This is a genomic window from Pantoea folii (genome assembly GCF_056678875.1).
This window is the reverse complement of sequence record NZ_JBWXON010000001.1, coordinates 48,909-65,374: the sequence shown is the minus strand read 5'-3', so window position 1 is coordinate 65,374 and position 16,466 is coordinate 48,909. Positions and strand designations below refer to the sequence as shown.

At 50.3% G+C, this 16,466-nt stretch carries 22 protein-coding genes; 11 read left to right on the top strand and 11 right to left on the bottom strand.

Annotation, left to right across the window (positions count from 1 at the left end; translation table 11 throughout):
- The first annotated feature begins 1 nt into the window (after nucleotide 1).
- A complete protein-coding gene (locus AC1MDE_RS00360) occupies nucleotides 2–292 on the top strand; it encodes a hypothetical protein (protein WP_058960955.1) in 291 nt (96 codons plus the stop codon).
- Nucleotides 293–387: 95 nt separating this feature from the next.
- On the opposite strand, the gene AC1MDE_RS00355 is transcribed toward AC1MDE_RS00360, so the two are convergent.
- The 3 genes from AC1MDE_RS00355 to AC1MDE_RS00345 form a co-directional block, all read right to left on the bottom strand.
- Nucleotides 388–675, bottom strand: coding sequence for a chorismate mutase (locus tag AC1MDE_RS00355; protein ID WP_058960956.1), 288 nt, complete (start codon nucleotides 673–675; stop codon nucleotides 388–390).
- Between the two features lie 24 nt (nucleotides 676–699).
- Nucleotides 700–1,314 carry a LysE family translocator gene (locus AC1MDE_RS00350; protein ID WP_479403181.1) on the bottom strand — a complete coding sequence of 205 codons (615 nt, stop codon included), beginning with the start codon at nucleotides 1,312–1,314 and terminating at the stop codon, nucleotides 700–702.
- Between the two features lie 77 nt (nucleotides 1,315–1,391).
- Entirely contained in the window at nucleotides 1,392–2,138 is a 747-nt protein-coding gene (locus AC1MDE_RS00345; RefSeq protein ID WP_479403182.1) for a helix-turn-helix transcriptional regulator, read from the bottom strand.
- Nucleotides 2,139–2,490: 352 nt separating this feature from the next.
- On the opposite strand from AC1MDE_RS00345, the gene AC1MDE_RS00340 reads away from it, so the two are divergent.
- Nucleotides 2,491–3,027 carry a cysteine hydrolase family protein gene (locus AC1MDE_RS00340; RefSeq protein WP_058960959.1) on the top strand — a complete coding sequence of 179 codons (537 nt, stop codon included), beginning with the start codon at nucleotides 2,491–2,493 and terminating at the stop codon, nucleotides 3,025–3,027.
- A gap of 172 nt (nucleotides 3,028–3,199) precedes the next feature.
- Here AC1MDE_RS00340 and AC1MDE_RS00335 read toward each other — a convergent pair whose 3' ends face one another.
- Entirely contained in the window at nucleotides 3,200–3,550 is a 351-nt protein-coding gene (locus AC1MDE_RS00335) for a DUF3147 family protein (protein WP_034824206.1), read from the bottom strand.
- A gap of 9 nt (nucleotides 3,551–3,559) precedes the next feature.
- On the bottom strand, nucleotides 3,560–3,835 hold the full coding sequence (locus AC1MDE_RS00330) for a metal/formaldehyde-sensitive transcriptional repressor (protein WP_058960960.1): 276 nt from the start codon (nucleotides 3,833–3,835) through the stop codon (nucleotides 3,560–3,562).
- A 115-nt stretch (nucleotides 3,836–3,950) separates the two neighbouring features.
- On the opposite strand from AC1MDE_RS00330, the gene AC1MDE_RS00325 reads away from it, so the two are divergent.
- Nucleotides 3,951–4,886: a nickel/cobalt efflux protein RcnA gene (locus tag AC1MDE_RS00325; protein ID WP_058960961.1), complete on the top strand. Its 936-nt coding sequence runs from the start codon at nucleotides 3,951–3,953 to the stop codon at nucleotides 4,884–4,886.
- Between the two features lie 3 nt (nucleotides 4,887–4,889).
- The gene (locus AC1MDE_RS00320; protein WP_480344275.1) at nucleotides 4,890–5,075 is read left to right on the top strand and encodes a DUF1289 domain-containing protein; all 186 of its coding nucleotides are present in this window, start codon (nucleotides 4,890–4,892) and stop codon (nucleotides 5,073–5,075) included.
- Here AC1MDE_RS00320 and AC1MDE_RS00315 read toward each other — a convergent pair whose 3' ends face one another.
- Nucleotides 5,076–5,948, bottom strand: coding sequence for a LysR family transcriptional regulator (locus AC1MDE_RS00315; RefSeq protein ID WP_058960962.1), 873 nt, complete (start codon nucleotides 5,946–5,948; stop codon nucleotides 5,076–5,078). It lies immediately after the preceding gene.
- A gap of 178 nt (nucleotides 5,949–6,126) precedes the next feature.
- Here AC1MDE_RS00315 and AC1MDE_RS00310 point away from each other — a divergent pair, with 178 nt between their 5' ends.
- Together AC1MDE_RS00310 and AC1MDE_RS00305 are read left to right on the top strand one after the other, a co-directional pair.
- On the top strand, nucleotides 6,127–7,659 hold the full coding sequence (locus AC1MDE_RS00310; protein ID WP_480344099.1) for an MFS transporter: 1,533 nt from the start codon (nucleotides 6,127–6,129) through the stop codon (nucleotides 7,657–7,659).
- Between the two features lie 57 nt (nucleotides 7,660–7,716).
- Nucleotides 7,717–8,259 (top strand): YbhB/YbcL family Raf kinase inhibitor-like protein, encoded by a 543-nt coding sequence (locus tag AC1MDE_RS00305; protein ID WP_058960963.1) that lies wholly within the window; start codon nucleotides 7,717–7,719, stop codon nucleotides 8,257–8,259.
- A gap of 35 nt (nucleotides 8,260–8,294) precedes the next feature.
- Here the strand turns inward: AC1MDE_RS00305 and AC1MDE_RS00300 are convergent, their stop codons facing one another.
- From AC1MDE_RS00300 to AC1MDE_RS00290, 3 genes are all read right to left on the bottom strand, one after another.
- Complete coding sequence (locus AC1MDE_RS00300) at nucleotides 8,295–9,158, bottom strand: substrate-binding domain-containing protein (RefSeq protein WP_058960964.1); 864 nt, start codon at nucleotides 9,156–9,158, stop codon at nucleotides 8,295–8,297.
- A gap of 119 nt (nucleotides 9,159–9,277) precedes the next feature.
- Complete coding sequence (locus AC1MDE_RS00295) at nucleotides 9,278–9,919, bottom strand: LysE family translocator (protein ID WP_058960965.1); 642 nt, start codon at nucleotides 9,917–9,919, stop codon at nucleotides 9,278–9,280.
- Nucleotides 9,920–9,986: 67 nt separating this feature from the next.
- Entirely contained in the window at nucleotides 9,987–10,433 is a 447-nt protein-coding gene (locus tag AC1MDE_RS00290) for an NUDIX hydrolase (RefSeq protein WP_306301160.1), read from the bottom strand.
- A 119-nt stretch (nucleotides 10,434–10,552) separates the two neighbouring features.
- Between AC1MDE_RS00290 and AC1MDE_RS00285 the strand changes: the two genes are divergently transcribed.
- The gene (locus tag AC1MDE_RS00285) at nucleotides 10,553–10,720 is read left to right on the top strand and encodes a hypothetical protein (protein ID WP_374754041.1); all 168 of its coding nucleotides are present in this window, start codon (nucleotides 10,553–10,555) and stop codon (nucleotides 10,718–10,720) included.
- 56 nt (nucleotides 10,721–10,776) lie between these two features.
- On the opposite strand, the gene AC1MDE_RS00280 is transcribed toward AC1MDE_RS00285, so the two are convergent.
- Nucleotides 10,777–11,130: a DUF1428 domain-containing protein gene (locus AC1MDE_RS00280; RefSeq protein WP_034829871.1), complete on the bottom strand. Its 354-nt coding sequence runs from the start codon at nucleotides 11,128–11,130 to the stop codon at nucleotides 10,777–10,779.
- A 178-nt stretch (nucleotides 11,131–11,308) separates the two neighbouring features.
- Here AC1MDE_RS00280 and AC1MDE_RS00275 point away from each other — a divergent pair, with 178 nt between their 5' ends.
- From AC1MDE_RS00275 to AC1MDE_RS00265, 3 genes are all read left to right on the top strand, one after another.
- Nucleotides 11,309–11,992: a RipA family octameric membrane protein gene (locus AC1MDE_RS00275; protein WP_058960967.1), complete on the top strand. Its 684-nt coding sequence runs from the start codon at nucleotides 11,309–11,311 to the stop codon at nucleotides 11,990–11,992.
- Nucleotides 11,993–12,092: 100 nt separating this feature from the next.
- Nucleotides 12,093–12,620, top strand: coding sequence for an outer membrane lipoprotein Blc (blc, locus tag AC1MDE_RS00270; protein WP_268152319.1), 528 nt, complete (start codon nucleotides 12,093–12,095; stop codon nucleotides 12,618–12,620).
- 458 nt (nucleotides 12,621–13,078) lie between these two features.
- Entirely contained in the window at nucleotides 13,079–13,627 is a 549-nt protein-coding gene (locus tag AC1MDE_RS00265) for a hypothetical protein (protein ID WP_058960969.1), read from the top strand.
- Between the two features lie 13 nt (nucleotides 13,628–13,640).
- On the opposite strand, the gene AC1MDE_RS00260 is transcribed toward AC1MDE_RS00265, so the two are convergent.
- A complete protein-coding gene (locus tag AC1MDE_RS00260; protein ID WP_480344098.1) occupies nucleotides 13,641–14,342 on the bottom strand; it encodes an alpha/beta fold hydrolase in 702 nt (233 codons plus the stop codon).
- A gap of 356 nt (nucleotides 14,343–14,698) precedes the next feature.
- Between AC1MDE_RS00260 and AC1MDE_RS00255 the strand changes: the two genes are divergently transcribed.
- A complete protein-coding gene (locus AC1MDE_RS00255; protein WP_480344097.1) occupies nucleotides 14,699–16,414 on the top strand; it encodes an ABC-F family ATP-binding cassette domain-containing protein in 1,716 nt (571 codons plus the stop codon).
- The last annotated feature ends 52 nt before the right edge of the window (nucleotides 16,415–16,466 follow it).

The window sequence follows — 16,466 nt, the reverse complement described above, 5'->3', positions numbered from 1 at the left end:
TATGAACAGAAGTAAAGATGAACGATTAACTGATATCGTCATGGGCGATGCCGTACTGCAGCTGCTGAAAAAAAAGGGGCCGGTGACGAACAGCGCCCTGCTCGATAAGCTTCGTTTGATGGCGTCCATTGAGCCCGATTCTGGCCGCCAAAAAGCACTTAGCCGAGCGATGGCAGAAGTTCTGAACAACATGCAATCCGCTACTCAGCAAAGCATGGCACTCAAAGATACCAATAACGTCACACACATTTTTCGCAACCGCGATAATACGGGCAAAGACACACAGCATTGAAATCGGGGCCTCAAGGCACCCTCTTGTTAATGAAATTTTCATAACTTAAGGCTGCAATTTTAACCCATTGCAGCCCTTTTTTGTCGGACGCTTCACTACGCTTTCAATTCACCATGCTGTTGCAGCTCATAATCGATAAAAGCCGTAATCATCGCACGGTAAACCTGCTCAATAATTTCCTCAGATAACCCCTGCGCTTTTGCCTGACCTCTCACTTTATCAATCACCTGTTGGACACGATCGGGAGCGCGTACTGCGGCGCGGTCTTGTTTAAACTGTGCAGCGGCCTTAACACACTCTCCACGCCGGGCAATCAGTGCCACCAGTTGTTGATCCACTTGATCAATTTCTTCCCTGACTGCATCAATAGAGTCAAATTCCATCAAGATTTCTCCTTTATAAATGGGTTATCGCGAACTGATGAGCAATTTGATGCCCAGGCAAACAAAGCTCAACGCAAAGATTCGGTTCATAAAGCGCATCACGCGCGGTTTTTCGAGCACCCGACGCCTCATCAGCGCGGCAAAAGCGCCATACAACATAAAGATGAAAAGCGTGAGCAACATAAAAATAGCACTAAGTACTAACATATCTTGTGTCGGCGTCGAACTCTCTGAAGCGATAAATTGCGGTAAAAAAGCCAGAAAAAACAGCGATAACTTAGGGTTAAAGAGATTGAGTAACAGAGCATGGTTAATAATACGCAATGCGGATTTTTTACTCTCCACCTCCGTGGTCAGTGACGTCCGCTCACGTAGCGCCATCCACGCCATGTAGAGCAGGTAGCCAACGCCGATTAGCTTCAACATGTTGAATGCGAAGTCACTGGTATGAAAAATAACGGCTAATCCCAGCAATGCAGCGAGTAGATGCGGCACAATACCGAGCGTGCACCCTAAAGCCGTAATAAAACTGACACGCATTCCTCGATTCAGACCGCTGGCGATAGTTAACATAGCCCCAGGGCCCGGTGACATCACCACCACCAAAGTAGTGACATAAAACTCTATTCCAGCGTGCATTTTTAATCCCTCAGTCGAATGTATCGCCTGAGTATCAATTCACGAAATGCCAGCGTCTTGAACAAAATTGCAGAGGATTACAGCAGAATGGCTTTTTGATAGCGTGCCGGCGTGATACCCATTTGGCGCGAGAATGCACGCGTGAGGTGGCTTTGATCGGCAAAACCACTCATAACAGCGGCATCAGCCACACTATTCCCTTTTGCCAGCCATTGTCTTGCATTACGGACGCGCAACTGCATGAGATAGGCATGGGGCGTCATTCCAACTTCACGAGCAAAACTGCGCAAAAGTTGGAATCGACTTAGCCCACACAACGTTGCCAATTCACTCAGGCTCGTCTGACGTGATGGAGCATCATCTAAATATTGCTTTGCCCTTTGTATCGTGGGTGTCATGTTGGGCGGGAAAGCCAGGGTCAGAAGGTGGTGATGACAGAGGTGCATTAAGCATTGTAATAACGTCTCTTCCAGAAAACCCGGTTCAACCTTGGTCTGATTTAGGGCGAAAAATAGCTGAAACAGACGATGGCTCAGAGAGTTGTCTCTGACTAACGGCTTGAGCACTGCATCGGCATCACTCCTCTCCATCCGTAACTCCTGCCACAACAGTTCAGGTTCCAGATAGACCATCTGCCAGCTACGCGCGCCCTTTAGCGGCATACCATCGTGCACTTCTCCCGGATTGACAATAATCACATCTCCAGGACCGGCCTCTATCTGCCCCAGCAGGCTCCATGAGCGCTGTGCACCTTGCGAGATGACACCAATCCCGAAGTGATCATGGGAATGGCGCGGAAAGGTATGTTCGCTCTGCAGCGCCATGGCCTCTGTACCCGCCATGGGGCTATGCAGAACGCGTGACAAGTGGACGGGATTTACCAACGTCGTTTCTCCACAGATACACACTGCCCTCTACTTTAGCGCCTTTTCCTCTCAGCAGAAAAAAAACCGCAGGGATTTTGTACGATGTTGTGCTAACGTCAGATTTATTCCCCAATCTGCCGCGAGCCGATGATGTCTTGGTTCATTCCGTTGACCACAGTGACAACCACCACCGCATTCGTCGGCGGCGTGAGTGTATCTGTAGCAAAAACGTAAGCGTACAGAATCCTCACCCCGTCAGCCAATGGACGGGGATTGTCTCCGTTCATCACCCAGTGAAAGGAGACACACCATGCCATCCTCAAGTAAAAAAGCGCTATTGATTGTCGATATGCAGCACGGCTTGTTTTTTGCGCCGCAGCAGCCATTTGCCGCAGAAACTTTGCTGAACAATATCAACACGTTGATTGCCCGTGCACGCGACGCAAAAGCTCCGATCTTTGCTGCTCGCCATACCGGGCCTGAGGGAACACCTCTTGCCGAGAGCAGTCCGCTCACGCAGCTTATTCCACAGTTGGCGATAGATACCGAGTTGGATGGTGTGTTTGTGAAACGCTACCCCAACTGTTTCCGTGGCACGACGCTCCTGGCTTCGCTACAACTCGCCGGAGTTGAAGAGTTGGTGATTTGTGGTATGAAAACAGAATATTGCGTGGATACGACTTGCCGGGCAGCGGCAGACTTAGGCTTTCGCGTGGTATTAATGAGCGATGCACATAGCACGACAGACAACGGGCAGATGAGTGCATCCCAGATCATTGCCCATCATAACCAAACGCTATCGGGTCCGTTTGCCCAACTGGCGGCTACGGCTGACGCGCTTATTTGAATGTTTGGGCGCGGTCAATATCGCGCCCTGACCTCAGTACCGCGCGCGCCCGCTGAATCCCGCACCCAGTAAAATACTTTGATAAACCTGTGTGCTGGATTCTCCCTCCTCATTCATCAAGCGCGAGATAAAAAAGGGGTAAAGAAAACGGGTGCAGGCATAAAAAATCAGACTACATCAATTGTATGCCAAAGCGCTTTAGCAACGTTGCCCACAGGACAAAAAGCACGATAGTTAACAGGCAACTCGCCACCAGCGTGGGCCAAAATCCCCAGCGCTGATAGAGAAATGGAAAGGCGACAAACATCGGCAGGGTTGGCACCACGTACCAGAAGGTATACCAGGCGTGGCTGGCGATCTTTGCCTGGCTCTGACCTTCCAGCTTCATCCAGATCAGCACCAATATCGTCACTAATGGCAGCGCCGCAATCAACCCTCCGAGACGGTCACTGCGTTTCGCCACTTCAGAAATCAGCACCACCATGCCCGCCGTGATGGCGTATTTTACGATGAGCCACAGCATGGTTTGCTCCTACTTCAGATATGAACGAATAACGCTGACAATCTCTTCCAAATCCTGAGCGCGCTCCGCTTCGGTGGCAGATTCATTCATCAGGTGCTCTCTGATATGCCCCTCCAGCAGTTCTGCCATTAGACCATTAACTGCCCCGCGTACCGCTGCTACCTGCTGCAACACTTTTAGGCACTCCTCACCCGATTCTAATGCGGTCTCGAGCGAAGCTGCCTGCCCTTTAATACGACGTACGCGGGTTAACAGGCTTTTCTGATGCTTGAGTGTATGGCCCATTCTCGGCTCCTGTTGATCTTAATGTATACTGGGGTATAGTATATTTTCTTTGAATTTTTTGATTTTACGGCACTGCAATGCCGCTTTCAACTTATCACGACACGAGATGCACACCATGAATGATTTCGCTGCCCTGCTGAGTCAGGGCACGTCTAGCGCGTTGCTGTTTATCCCCAGCGCCATCTTGCTTGGGGCGTTGCACGGCCTGGAGCCGGGTCACTCTAAGACGATGATGGCGGCATTTATCGTCGCCATCCGTGGCAGTGTTCGCCAGGCGGTGATGCTGGGTCTGGCAGCCACTTTTTCCCACACTGCGGTGGTATGGCTGATTGCGATGGGCGGAATGTATATCAGTCGGCAGTTTACTGCCGAAGCTGCCGAACCCTGGCTGCAGCTGATTTCAGGCCTCATTATCATTGCAACAGCTGCCTGGATGTTCTGGCGTACCTGGTCTGAAGCACAAGCGTGGCATCAGCACCACGATCATGAACATACGCAGGATCATCATCATGAGCACGGGCATCATCATGAACATGAGCATCATCATGAGCATGGGCATCATCATGAGCATGGGCATCATCATGAGCATGAACATCATCATGGGCACGGGCATCATCATGAACACGGACATCATGGCGAATTGGCCAGGTTCGCGGAAGGTTCTCAGGAATATCAGGATGCACACGAGCGCGCGCACGCGGAAGACATACGCCGACGCTTTGATGGCCGTGAAATCAGCAATCTGCAAATTCTTCTCTTCGGCCTGACGGGGGGATTAATTCCCTGTCCCGCAGCGATCACGGTCCTCCTTCTCTGCCTGCAGGTGAAGCAGTTTAGTCTTGGTGCGGCGCTGGTGGTCTGCTTCAGCATCGGCCTGGCGCTTACGCTGGTGACCGTCGGCGTAGGTGCGGCGCTAAGTGTTCGGCATGTATCACGTCGATGGAGAGGTTTCGCCGATATTGCACGCCGCGCACCTTACTTCTCTAGTGCCCTGATTGCCATCGTGGGCGTCTATATGATGTTCCATGGCTACAGTGGCCTCACCCAATAAGGAATTATTTCCATTTCTGTAAAATCGCCTTGTACTGATGTCTGTATTTTTGAGGGAAAAAATGGCTGGTGCCGCGCCTGTGGCCGTACGCGTAAAGAGGCACAGGAGTGGCGCAAAATGTCACCCTATCACCGCAAGGCGATTGAACGCGCATTGAAAGATCGCGTTGCGACGTTGCAAATAAAATAGTCAGGTGCTTCGTTCAATCATGCGCACCAGCTTATTCACTGCGGGAGTACGTTCACGTTTACGATATAAGAACCAAATGGATGAAGGAATAACGGCTCCGGGTATTTCGCGATAAGTGATGCCGGTTAATTTTAATTGAGTCACCAGAATAGCCGGTATTACCGCGACACCATTACCTAATGCGACATTGGCCAGCACTTCATTTAAACTGCCCGCCGACCAGCTACGACTCAGAATAAACCCACCTCGCTGTGCAAAGGTCACGGTGCCAGACACTTGTTCGGGCAAAATAAAGTTTTCCCCTTTAAGTTGCGCAGGTTCGATGGGTTGTTCCTGCGCAACCAGCGGGTGGTTATCCGGCAGTGCCAGTGCGAAGTGATCTTGCTCGACTTCAATGTATCCGACATCGGCAGGTAACGGCACAGGACCGCGCACAAAGGCAACATCAATAGTACGTTCACTGACCTGAGTGGCCAGTGTATCCATGACTGATTCACGTGCATTGATTGAGATATCAGGTGCGCTGGCGCTAAAGCTCGTCAATAACCGGGTTAAAATGCCTGATAATAGTGCGGATGCCACATAGCCCACGCGGATATAACCGCGTTCGCCGCGAGCGGCACTACGTACTCGGGATTTGGCCTGCTCGGCATGTTGTAGAGTCTCGCGCGCTTCCTGTTGGAAAATTTCTCCAATCTGCGTCAACTCGACTTTACGTTGAGTACGATAAAATAATGGCGCACCTAATTCTTCTTCCAATTGATTAATCTGCACCGACAGCGTCGGCGTGGATATATTAAGATTCTCAGCCGCCACGCCATAATGCAGCGTTTTTGCCAGTTCCAGAAAATAGCGTAGATGGCGTAATTCCACGTTTTACCTCCTACTTATCTTGTGTGATCAAAATGTCGATCATTACCTGAAACGGAAACGCCAGCAATATAAATGTTGTTAGTTTTTGCCTAACAATAACTCCAGTACTGTTTATTGAATGACTTCCGTGATGGAATCAAGCTGTAAAGCATTCACTACCTTGCTCGCGGGAGAAAAGATGTCCACTGCTACCATCGCGCTCGACCATCGCCATCTGAATCGTGTTTTACTCGTAGCCTCAACCGGTTGCGCATTGACGGTAATCGACACCAATATCGTCGGCGTTATGTTGCCAACCATCGCTAAAGGTCTGCATGCTTCTTTTGCAGACATGGAATGGGTCATTGGCGCTTACGTGCTGAGCTTTTCCTCACTCCTTTTGCCGGCAGGGTCGCTGGCAGACAAATTTGGCCGACGCCGACTCTTTCTCGGCGGCATTTTACTGTTTGCACTGGCCTCACTCGCCTGTGGCATGGCGACCAGCGTTTTGGCACTCAATATTGCCCGTGCGGTTCAGGGTATTGGCTCCGCATTTCTGCTGGCGCCAGCACTGGCCATTATCGCGCACAGCTTTCGCGATAGTCAGGCACGTAACCGGGCATGGGCGATTTGGGGCGGTGTGATGGGATTAACCATGGTGCTGGCACCGTTGGCCGGTGGCATGATCAGTACGTTGCTTGGCTGGCGCTGGACATTTTTTGTCAATATTCCTATTTGTGCCCTGCTGATGCTGGCCGTCACTCGCCACATTGAGGAATCCCGGCATGAACACGCGGGTAAACTCGATTTACCTGGGATCGCGCTGTTTATCGCAGGCATGTTCTGTTTGACCTGGGCATTAATATTAGCGCCGCAACATGGCTGGTTGAGCCGTGAAGTGGTGGGCAGATTGTGTCTCGGCGCGTTGTGGTTTGGCCTGTTTATCCGTGTGGAAAGTGGCAAAAGCAGGCCGATGTTGAATCTGCAACTTTTCCGCTCGTTCCCCTTTATTGGCGCAGTATTAGCGATGTTTGCTTACGCTGCCACCGCGCAAGTTATGACCTCATTACTGCCGCTGTTATTACAGAATGTTGAGGGAATGACGCCGTTAATGGCCGGAGCGGGTATGCTGCCTTTCGCTTTGGCAATGCTGCTGTTTCCTGTTGTGGCGCGCTGGCTCGGCAAACGCCTGCATGCCGCCACTTTACTGGCTCTTGGCCTGGTCACCGTCTCCTTTGGCAACATGATGATTGCGACTGCCGTGTACCAACACCATTTGCTGCTGACCCTGGCGGGTATGGCCCTACTCGGCAGTGGCGGTGGGCTGCTCAATGGCGAAACCCAAAAGGCGATTATGGCAACCGTACCGCCGCAGCAGGCAGGAATGGCATCGGGTATCAGCACAACAGCCCGTTTTTCCGGCATTTTGTTAGGATTTGCCACGCTGGGCGCGATTCTGGCGGCCAGCACACAGTGGCAATTACAATCAGCGATGCTACACGCGCAGTTGCCCCTTCAACCCGGTTTTAGCGCGCAGGTTATCGCCGGCGATTTCCGCCATGCACTGGCGATGTATGACGCCGTTCATCAGGTCTCTTTACAACCACTCATCATTACCAGCTACGCCGATGGATTTGCCAGCATGTTGTTGTGTGCTGCCGCATTTGCCCTGTTTTCCGCCATCGTTGTGCTCTATTCGGCGCGTCAGCCAACGGCACTAGCCCAGCGCTAATTTTCACGCGTGGGATCGACTGTCGCACGCACAACCCGTCCTTGTTGAGGAGCAATAATGAAGAAGTTAATGACCCTACTCTGCTTAAGCAGCCTGCCACTGTTTGCCCATGCGGCGGCGTTTTCGCTTAAGTCAGCAGACTTCGCCGATAATGGCGTGATGAAGAAAGCATTGGGTGGCAATGATAAGAACAATCTCTCCTGCAGCGGCAAAAACCTGTCGCCCGCGCTTAGCTGGGCCAATCCGCCCGTGGGCACCCAGAGTTATGTGCTACTGCTGACCGATCCGGCTGGCGCCAAAGGCTTGGGGGTGACGCATATGCTGGCGTACAACATTGATGCTACGCGTAATAAATTCCAACAGGGTGAGTTAAGCAAAGGGGGAAATTTTAGCTATGGCACCAATACGCCCGGCACGCAAAACTATTATGGCCCTTGTCCACCCACAGGCGCGGGCTATCACCACTACAACTTTGTGCTGGTGGCGACCGACCTTGCGAACGGCACTTTACCCGCAGGACTCAGTCACACTGAGTTAGTCGCAAAATTGAAAGGTCACGCGCTGGGTTCTGCTAGCCTGGTCGGGCGTTTAGAGAATTGATTGCAGCGGGTCGCCGGCCTGGCGACCCAATAAAATTAGTGTCGAATCGCACAACCACACTGCGACATTTCACCCGGCACATATTTGCCGTGATGGGAGTGACGCACCTGCAACTCACCTTGCTGCCAGGCGTTGCCTGTATCAGCACGGTTTTCCAGTAAACGATTCAGTGCTTCGTTGACCAGCAAGTCACGACGCTGTGCCCAACTGGTCAGATGCCAGGTTGAGGCGCGGGCTTCATCCACATCATCAAAACCTACGACTGCCACGTGTGCGCCCTGGCCAAAATCGCGCACTGCCTGCAATGCACCAAAGGCCAGCACATCGCTTTCGCAGAACAGTGCATTAATGCGCTCCGCTGCACGGGTTTTCTTCAGGTAGGCCATCATGGTCTGATAAGCCAGTTCTCGATCGTTAGCCCCGGCCACCAGCTGAATGTTCAGCGTTTTATGTTCTGCCTCAAGGCTGGACACCAGGCCTGCCATTTGACGCGAGGGATCGGCCTGCTGCTGACTGTGCATAAAGCCAAAGCGTTGATGTCCTTGAGACAGTAACAATAACCCCATCTCGGCACCCGCATCGAAACCATCGGCCATAACGACCTTAGCATTAGCCTCACGACTTTGGCTTAGGTGCACTGTCGCCACGCCAGGCAAAATGTTAGCTGCGATATGCAATTCATCATCAAACTGGGAAGTCAGAAACACTAACCCCGCCAGCGGCAATGATGCAGCATTCTGCAACATACGTTGATAGTTTTCGGGCGAATCGACATTCAGCAACAGCGTCACTAAACTACGCGCATTCAACTGGCGCGTCATTTCATTCAGCAGCGTGACGGTATTAGGGTTGGTGAATTCATCGCTGATGATACCGATGATATTGGGATTAACTGCCATGAACGGGCTCTCCTGCAACTTAGCGTGCGGTCATTATTTTGTAGGTAACGTAAGACACTTCACGTTACCCGATTAGGTCGCTATCGCCAATCATCAGACTTGCTGTCTCTTCTGCATTTTTAACGTCGGGTCAGGGCCAGGCGAATTCCCAGGCCAATAAATGTCATACCGACGATACGATCCAGCAGCTTTTGCAGCGTAATGTTGCGCGATACTGCACTCGCAGCACCGCCCGCCAGCAGGGCAAACGTCACATCAGTGATCAACCCAATCACCGCGTATGTTAGTCCCAGCAGCAGGAAGGAACTCGCATGATAGTTACCCTCTACCACGACGAATTGTGGGAAGAACGAAATGAAAAACAATAACACTTTGGGATTAGTGATAGAGGTAATAAAACCGCGTACTAAAAGATTACGTGTATTGGAGCGTGGCACCTGAGTCTGTGAGCGACATCCCTGAGGTTTGGCAATAAACGTTTCCCACACCATCTTGCCACCTAAATAAATAAGATAAGCAGCCCCGATATATTTAATCGCTGTGAATAACATCGGCGAGGCGGTAATTAACGCCGTTAAGCCTATTGCACTGGCCAACGCATGAGTACAGCTGCCGAGCGCCACACCGCTCGCAGATATCACGCCGCTGCGTCGCCCATTGGCCACGCTTTGCCCGATCACATAAGCGAGGTCCGGCCCCGGCGTGATACACAGCAGGAATACCGAAATGAGGAACAGGGGGAAATGGATGATATCCAGCATGCTAACTCCTTGTTGACGTGGCGTTTGTTGTACTGAGCATGGCCACGTAATCCAATCTGATGACGATTTATTTCGATACAAAGTAACGAAGGTAGAGCTGATACTCTTCGCTCATATTATCGGGCATATCATCAGTGGTGAAGAATGCCAATGACAACCCCTCACTTTTATCATTTATTAAATTACCATGCCATTTTTTTGACCAGTAAAGGGCGGTGACAACATTGATTTCATCGTTATTGTTAAGCGTAAAAGTAAATTCTTTGCCAGAAAAGACTTTCAAAAAATGAAGTTCATCGATATCAATGTTCGTCTCTTCTTTCACTTCACGCACAGCGGTTTGTTCGAGGCTTTCACCCGGTTCCATCAACCCACCGGGTAGTCCCCAGCTTCCGTCTAATCGCTGCTGTAGTAAAATACGTTGCTTATCGTCAAGGATGATGACGTTCGCTCCCGCAAGCAGCAACATACGATGTCCAACTAAGGTTCTCATCTCACTGACATAGCTCATCATGCTCTCCATCCCGTTTAGAATTACGAAAAAATAGCGTTAATTCATGACGATTTAGCAACGCCAATACACAATGCACTTCGCATCCGGTCATCCCTTCACCGTCATCAGAACATCTGTTGGTGCTGTATTTACCCGAGCGTGATAGGTGGCAGCAAACATGCCAGCAAATGGTATTGGCGGGATTTGTACAGATTGATTCGTTCAACCCATATTGGGATCAAAACGGAAAAACGTATCAAGATCACGATGGTTATCGAACCGTCATACAGTGTCAGCAGTGGCCGTAACCTCTCGCATGCCTGACCGCGACAGAAATGTGCAGGGCGCCGACGCGCCCTGCACATTACTCCTCGAGTAGAATCGAGAAACCGCCGTAAATCATTCTTTTGCCATCAAACGGCATGTTTTCGCCCATCTCTTTCATCCGCGGATCGGACATCATTTTCTGATTGGCCGCATCACGCACTTCACGTGAGGGATATTCAATCCAGCTGAACACCACTGTTTCTCCCTCTTCCGCTTTCACCGACCGATAAAAATCCGTGAGCTTGCCTTCAGGTACATCATCTGCCCAGCATTCCACGATGCGGGTGGCACCAAACTCCTTAAACAGCGGCGCTGCTTTGGCCGCCATGGCACGGTAATCCTCTTTATTAACTTCAGGCACCGCAACGACAAAACCATCTACGTACGACATAGGCTTTTCCTCCGTCGTGCTGTACACGGCCGACAGTGACCGCAGAGTAAAGTGTACAAATGATGTGCAAATCATGAGCAACTGCAGCACTGAAACTGCGTGTTGTCTCGCAGATTCCTGCCTGCGGCCGAAATTGCGTTACACTGTGCACCTCGATAGTTACGCCATCAGGATAGTTATGCGCATCACCATTGATTCGGCCGATCAGCCGTTTATTCACCGTTTGCTCGGAGAAGAGATAGGACAAGTGGATACCCAATCCAGCGACACGCGTTTACAACACGCCCTCGACATCGCTCGGCAGCAGAAAAATCACGAAGCGGAACTCGACTGGAAACGCAATGCGGTGTTTTTAGCGTTGTTTATTTTCCTCTATGCCGTCCTGGGCGCCTCGCTGACGCTGGATCTCACCGCACAAGCACCCAGCCACAAAAGTTTGGTGTATGCATTAGAAGCTGTCCCCGTGCTGATCGCCTTTTCCGGTCTGTTTGTCTCGTTGTTATTCCTGTTCTTCACCCGCAGCAGCGCGCGACGCCTGCGCAGTTGGGATCAAGGCATTTTTGTGCTGGAGAAATACGTTGGCACCAACCTCTATAAGCAAATCAATGAGATGGGCGCTCGCACCACCAACTATTCACAGTCAGCCATTAACGTTGCGCTTGCCCTGTTTATTTGTGTGACCTGGGTGGTGATGTACAACTACTTCACCTTTACCACCAGCGGCGTGATTGGCAGCGTGATTTCTTTGTTTATCACCACCATGACCTACGTGATACTCGATATTCAGTTGTTAAAGTCAGGCACCTCTATTGCGATTGATGAGCCACTGATTCCGGCTGACGAAGATAAAGAGAAGAAATAATCCCCTGCAGCAGGTGGCCTAAGGGCCGCCTCGATATTTCTTGCCTATAATCATGCTGACATACCCTTTAATACGGATCAGGATCGATAAAGGAGCAGTAATGAAAATATGGCCCATCGCCGCACTTGCCGCGTTAACGTTAACGCTGGTTGCCTGTAAATCCCCGACGCCACCAAAAGGTGTCACGCCCATCAGCCCTTTTGATGCCAACCGCTATTTGGGCAAATGGTACGAAATCGCCCGTCTGGATCACCGCTTTGAGCGCGGCAAAGATCATGTCACAGCCACTTATACTCAACGCGACGATGGCGGCATAAACGTGCTGAATCGCGGATATGATCCGGTGAAAAAAGAGTGGAGTGAGAGTGAGGGCAAGGCCTATTTCACCGGCAAATCGGATACCGCAGCGCTTAAAGTCTCCTTTTTTGGCCCGTTCTATGGCGGCTATAACGTGATCGCATTGGATGATGATTATCAATACGCGCTAGTGAGCGGTCCAAATCGGGGTTATTTATGGATCTTGTCGCGAGAGCCGAAGCTTCCGAATCAAGTGAAAAAACAGTACCTGGCTATCGCGCAAAGGCTGGGGTTTGATGTGGATAGGCTCATCTGGGTGGATCAAGGTTAAAACTGCACTCAGGAATGAAGTCATTCTACTTTCCATCCCTGTGTAGTTCAGCATAACCGGGCGTGAGACTCTGGTTATGCTGCAGCGTTGGGGTGGAGAATCTTCAATCGGCTTATGACCAATAACTTGCAGGCTTGCAACCTATCACGGGTTACCCCTTATTGGATGAGGAACACATCATTCCGTGAAAACTGTACATGAATGATTTATTTAAACGAATCACTTATTTATTAATCATATAACCAGGCATGTTTATAATGCGCTTCTCTTCGCAATATTGTCCTTTCAAAAAACCTGCTAAAATACGTCATCGTCTATGTTTTTATCAGTATAAAATATCTTTATCTGAAATTTCAAAGTTCTGATCATTCTGACTTATCAATCAACATATTGAGTCAACCCATCAGGCTGCTGTTCGCTTTTTTTTTCATTATCGCATTGCCAGTGGTGAGGGAAAAATGAATGAAATAACAGAAGAATCCCCCAGAACAAATCTCAGATTATTATGGGGCTTACTGATTATATTAACACTCATTTCGCTGCAGTGCCCAGCGAGCGAAATTAACCTATATTCCATCAACACGGGTTCCTACGTTTATCATCTGACCGGGAATCATGGGCAATATACTGAAAATTTTGAGAATAATTTCTTTTCGGTAGAAAGAAAATTGTCCGAAGATTCCACCTATAGCGTACTGGTCGGCACCATGAAAAACAGCTTTGACGATCGCTGTCTTGCGTTAGGGGTGAGAAAAGACTGGAAAACCTGGGATGATGGCTGGACCTTTAAAGGTATCTACGGCTACACCGGTGAGTTTTTTTTCGATGCCTTTAAGGATTGTGGCGATCACGGTTCCTATCACGACTTTAAAAAGGCCACCGGAATAGGATTCTCACCCTATATTTATCATGGCTTTCAATATAATTTCACACCCTATTTCGGCATTGAATCGGGGATTATTATCCCCTCGGTATTTGTTATCACCATTCAATGGAGCTTTAGATAAGCTCTGCACTTTTTTATTCAAAGTGCTGTTTTTCAAGCCAATCGGCGATGACAGAAGTGAGTCGAACAGGTTGCTCAAGGGGCAACATATGACCACTTTCACCGATAATTACCATATCGCCCCCCAATAAAGTGACAATCTCTCGGGACTCTTCAAGACCGCGCAGGCCATCTCCTTCAGATGCAATGACCAATATTGGGCAACGAATCGGTTGCTGCGTGACACCACTGCGATCAAGCATGGCTTGTGTTCGAAAAACATTTGCACCGAGATGTTTCCCCATAACACGAATTTTATCAATTAGTTGAGCATCATTCTGTCGCGAGGAATGTAACGATGGCTTCAGCACCGCCTGGCTAAAGCCATTAAAATCACCCATTAAGGCCGTTTGTGATGCCTTATCCAGTAACTCACGTTGTTCAGGAGGATCTTCACGAAGTGAAGTGGCAACCAAAACCATTCCTGCAGTACGCTCGGGAAAGGCTTCGGCGATGGCTCTTGCCACATAGCCTCCTAGTGAGAAACCGACCAAAATAAAGCGCGGCGGTAAGGTTGCCACGATATTGTCAGCATATTCGGTGATGCTTTCGCCGTGGCTCAAGCTGGCTCTGATACAGGTTCTGTCATCTGGATAGGCGCACACAAAATCATCCCAAAGTGTTTCATCCAGCATAAATCCTGGAATGAGTACGAGAGGTAAAGTTGTATTGTTCATCCGTGAATCCTTCAGTGTGGGGAATTAATGAGAATGTGTGACATCAAGTCCGTATAAAGGCTGTGGCTTCACAACATCGCGAATATTCTGTGGATAATGCCAGCCAAGGTGACTATCATCAACCCACCCTACTCACTACTGATAAATAAGGAGGATTACTATGCCATCGTGTGAATTGTTTATTTACTCACACTTTTATAGTAATTGGCCGCGCTCAGCTATCTCTGCATTCGTGCTGCGATAATCCGCCTGAGCGAAGTCTACTGAAATTCTCATCCCTTCCTCCGGCTTACCGGGTTGTCGTCAGCAGTTTTTGACGTCAGGCGTTCGCATGCCTGCAACTTATGAGTAAGCACATGAGCACATTACTATCCGCACACGCTGTCGGCTTTGATAACGCCTTCGGTACCCTATTTCACGACATCAATTTCAGCCTCAAAAAAGGCGATCGCATTGGGCTGCTCGGTGATAACGGCACGGGAAAAAGTACTCTGCTAAAGATCCTCAGCGGTGAACTTGCAAGCAGTAAGGGCAGCGTTACGTTAGCCAACCACTGTTTGCTGGCGCGAATTGAGCAACATCTTCCCCCTCTGCTCCAGCAAGCCACGCTGCTGACAAGCGTGATTGCGCGTCTGCCAGAACAGCAACAGGTCAGTGAAGCCTGGCGAGCGGAAGCGCTACTCTCTTCGCTGGGGTTCGATGCTGAACAGCATACCCAAACGGCAGCCACGTTGAGTGGCGGTCAACATGTGCGGTTACTGCTGGCGCGTGCACTTATTCTCCAGCCTGACCTGCTGTTACTGGATGAACCCAGCAACCATCTGGATCTTCCAACGCTGCTTTGGCTGGAACAGTTCCTGATAAATTGGAAAGGCAGCTTTGTGCTGGTCTCACATGACAGCACCTTGCTGGATCAGGTCACCAATTGCAGCTGGATCCTGCGCGATCAAACCCTGCAATTCTTCCGCCTGCCCTGCTCTGCGGCCCGACAAGCGCTGGCCCAGCAGGATGAAACCGATGCACAACGTTATCAGGCAGAACAGAATGAGATTGAGCGCGTCGAAAAAAGTGCCAAACGGCTGGCAATTTGGGGACGCACCTACGACAACGAAGGTCTGTCGCGTAAAGCGCAGCAAATGGAGAAGCGCGCCAGTTGGTTGAAAGAGGCACAAACCACGTTGACCGAAGGCAGCTTATGGCGCCTTCAACTGCTGGGAGAAGCGCTGGATGCCGATCGGGTGCTGGCACTGACTGAAATGCACATTCGCCCAGCGGAGAACGCGCCTGCGTTGTTTTCGTTACCCAGCCTGCAGGTTAAAAGCGGCGACCGCATCGCCATAGTGGGCCGCAACGGCAGCGGGAAATCTTCGCTGCTGCGCCAACTCTGGCTGGAATACCAGCGTGAGACCACCACACTGTTTCATCCGCGTGCAAAGTTAGGTTATTACGACCAAAGCCTCACGCAATTGCATGATGAGGAGAGCCTCAACGAGGCACTGGCGCATTTTGCCCCTCTAAGTGACGACCAGCGAAAGATGGCTCTGATAGGTGCGGGGTTCCCTTATCTCCGTCATCAGCAATTAGTGGGCTCGCTGAGTGGCGGTGAACGCTCACGCCTGCTGTTTGTCGGGCTGACACTCGCGCGCTATTCCTTATTGCTGCTGGATGAGCCCACCAACCATTTGGATATGCTGGGTAAAGAGGAGTTGGCAGCCGCCCTCAATCAGTTCGAGGGCGCGGTGTTGCTGGTGTCGCACGATCGCAATCTGATCGCCAGCAGCTGTAACCGTTTCTGGCTGATTCAGGATCAGCAACTGAGCGAGTGGCATGACTTTGCACAAGTGATTGAACTTATGGGGGCCGAACAACCGTCAGAAAAAAGTGTTGCTAGCGTTCAGCCCGTGGCGGCCGAATCGCATAACGACGAGGAGGAACTACTATTGGCCTTGTGCGATTTAGAGAGCAAGCTTGATGAAGATATGATGCGAAAGCCTAAACATCAAAAACCGACGTTGCAGACACAATGGCGCGTTGAGATTGCGCAGTTGAAACAGCTGCTGGGGATCTCGTAAGCGTTCTGCCGATAAAAAAAGCCCCTACAATATTTTGATGCAGTGTCGTAGG